The following is a 2,778-nucleotide window of genomic DNA, read 5'->3' as shown; positions in this document are numbered from 1 at the left end:
GCCAACTAAGGTAAGTATAGTGGGTAAGCAAAAGCGCTGTTTGATGAACCCATCTAACCTAGAACGCGTATTAGAGGCGGGTTTGAGCGGTGCGAGTAAAAATTAATCGCTCATGCGCTGCCCCTGGGGCTGGTGGTTAGATACCTCCGGCTACCCGATTAGGTGTGATTCACACTCGTTTATTATTAAGCAGTATATTTAATTCACACGAATCAATTAAACCATTATCATCAATCTCTAGAAAAAATGGTATTTGCCAACGCTGAGTTTTCTTGCCAGATTCAGAAAAAACCTTAGTTCCAACAATTCCTCTATCTTGACTCCACGGAGGGAATACTCTAAATCCTGTTTTTCCTTTACTTTTGACCGAAGATACAATTCCTTTTTCAATTAAAAGTGAGGCGGGAAAAATAAACATTCCATATTTAGAGCTATGTTCGAGCGTTTCCGAAATATTAGAATGACTCTCTACATATATAAATAAATAATCAAGCTCACTCGATGTTAATGGTATAGGTTTATTGCCATTATCATCCTCATCCTCTAAATCTGGTCGCTGCCAAACAGCCAAAAAGGCGCCCGGCCTATCTGCAGTTACTTTACCTTTCCGATAAACAATACTTCTATCGTTTAGGGAAAAATTTAACGCTTCATATTTAGAGCTTTCAGGGACAGGGTCTAACTCAACTTTTTTAGTTATTTTATAACCTGCTGGCACAAACACTTTAACTAATAGAGATTCCAACTCATCACGATAATTTTTATTCACCAAAGAAATACCTTTTTCGATTTAAATACTATTAAGCTATAAACATGAAACTAGTTCAGACACCTAACGCCGCCAACAACCGTGGAGTAGTTGGCGCGATTTTTTGCGATATTTGCAAAATACGTGACAGCTGACGAAGTCGGATTGCTTGGCCTTGTTATTTTTTTCATACAGTTAGCTAAAAATAACACTTCCAAACGTCCAACTGAACACTGCACCGACAACAAGACCTTGTGCATAAAAGTATGCAACAGCCAATTTTTGTGCACTTTTACTGGTTAGTCCTTGTTCTACAAAGGATGAATCAATTGAACCTTTGTAGTGCTTATAAGCCACCATAGATATTGGCAAGCTGACTACAAGAACTAAAATCGACCATCCCGCACTAACCAAAATCAAAGCCAATAAAGCTAGAAGGCTTGAAATCGACAATACGAAAAGATTTTCAAATCCGTCTCTTCCAGACTTATCTATAATTTCCATATTCAAGTTATCCCTGAAAAATATAACAGCTTATTGATTAGCAGCAGGATAACGTTCCTGTCTGCTTATTAACTTTTCGCCAGCCTATCACCGCTAAGTGGTTGTAACAACCAAGACACCCAGGATTGTCAGATTAAGATCCCTTGACTACGCTTAAGTCAGAGTTGTTGAGGAGGGTTTATTATGCCTACACCAAGAAAAGCGTTAGTCAGCTTAGAGTATACGCTCTATTATCACTGTGTATCTCGTTGTGTTAGAAAGGCTTTTTTGTGCGGAGTTGATCATTATACAGGTCAATCCTATGAGCATAGACGGGATTGGGTTGAAAGTCGACTATTAGAACTTGCAGCTGTATTTGCCATTGATATTTGTGCTTACGTAGTGATGAGTAACCATCTACATCTCGTATTACGTATTGATGTGGAGTTAGCTAAGCATTGGTCAGATATCGAAGTGGTTACTCAATGGCAAAAGCTGTTTAAAGGCGATAGCCTTAATCACGACTTTGTTAAAGGTGAACTACTTGAATCCTATCAACAAAGCATTATCAATAAGCGAGTCAAAGAGTACCGCTTACGGCTGATGGATATCTCTTGCTAACGCTTGCATAAGAGTTGCGGGCACTGAATGAACCTATCGCTCAACGAGCCAATGCTGAGGACAAGTGTACTGGCCTGTATGGTCTATGTAGACCACTGTTTATGATAGATAGGGCAATCCGCGCTAAGATGGCTGCTACACCAGAAACCTCAGATTTCACGAGTATCAAACTGCGTATTAAGGCAGCGCTTAACGGTGAGCAGCCCAATACACTATTGCCTTTTGTTGGTAACGAACATAAAGCAATGCCTAAGGGACTCATGTTCAATGCTAAAGATTACCTGCAACTTGTTGATGATACAGGGCGCATCGTTAGAGCTGGCAAGCGAGGCTCTATGAGTCAAGAGTCGGCCAAGATATTAAATAGACTTAATATTCCACCAGAAAGCTGGATAAAACTGACCTCATAGTTAACCAAGAATTCACCAAGATTTTCAAAGGGCCTGTGGGCAATACCCAAGAGTTAACAGCGTATTGTGAACACCTTGACCGCAAACGACGACAAGGAGCCGCCAACTGTCATCGATGGCTAGATAGCATTTAATCAAGACTGAGAGATATCCATTTTAAATTATTATACTCAAGCATAACCAAACGGCTGCTTGGTTATTTTTATGACTTATTTTCAAGGGAATAGTCGGAATTTCATTCATGACAGAATTATTGAGTATTGTATGGAGTATTAAAAGTGGGAGGATCGAATTTTCTCTGGCAATCTGGCTCTAGCAGGTACAGGCCATCTAACAGAGAATAATATTGGGTGTCTTGGTTATAATACATTGGGTGTCTTGGTTATAATACCAAGATGCCTATACTGGAGCAGCTGCGATCGGTGTTGCGGTTTGGACATCAGGAGCTGTAACCGTGTCTGTTACAGCTGCGGCAGTCGCTACAGCCATAGAAGTTACAGCTGTCGCAACCAGTGA

General features: G+C 40.3%; 2 protein-coding genes and 1 pseudogene. 1 reads left to right on the top strand and 2 read right to left on the bottom strand.

What is annotated here, in order from left to right:
• Positions 1 to 169: 169 nt before the first annotated feature.
• A complete protein-coding gene (locus HRU42_RS20865) occupies positions 170 to 769 on the bottom strand; it encodes a MepB family protein (RefSeq protein WP_295033990.1) in 600 nt (199 codons plus the stop codon).
• Positions 770 to 943: 174 nt separating this feature from the next.
• The gene (locus HRU42_RS20860) at positions 944 to 1,252 is read right to left on the bottom strand and encodes a hypothetical protein (RefSeq protein ID WP_295033987.1); all 309 of its coding nucleotides are present in this window, start codon (positions 1,250 to 1,252) and stop codon (positions 944 to 946) included.
• A gap of 183 nt (positions 1,253 to 1,435) precedes the next feature.
• On the opposite strand from HRU42_RS20860, the pseudogene HRU42_RS20855 reads away from it, so the two are divergent.
• Positions 1,436 to 2,396: pseudogene (locus HRU42_RS20855) on the top strand (transposase).
• Positions 2,397 to 2,778: the final 382 nt, after the last annotated feature.

This window comes from Shewanella sp. (genome assembly GCF_013214165.1).
GTDB lineage: Bacteria > Pseudomonadota > Gammaproteobacteria > Enterobacterales > Shewanellaceae > Shewanella.
This window is presented reverse-complemented; position numbering and strand designations above follow the sequence as displayed.

Coding starts and splice junctions, on each gene's coding strand:
- HRU42_RS20860 (WP_295033987.1), bottom strand. CDS start 1,252: ATGGAAATTATAGATAAGTCTGGAAGAGACGGATTTGAAAATCTTTTC.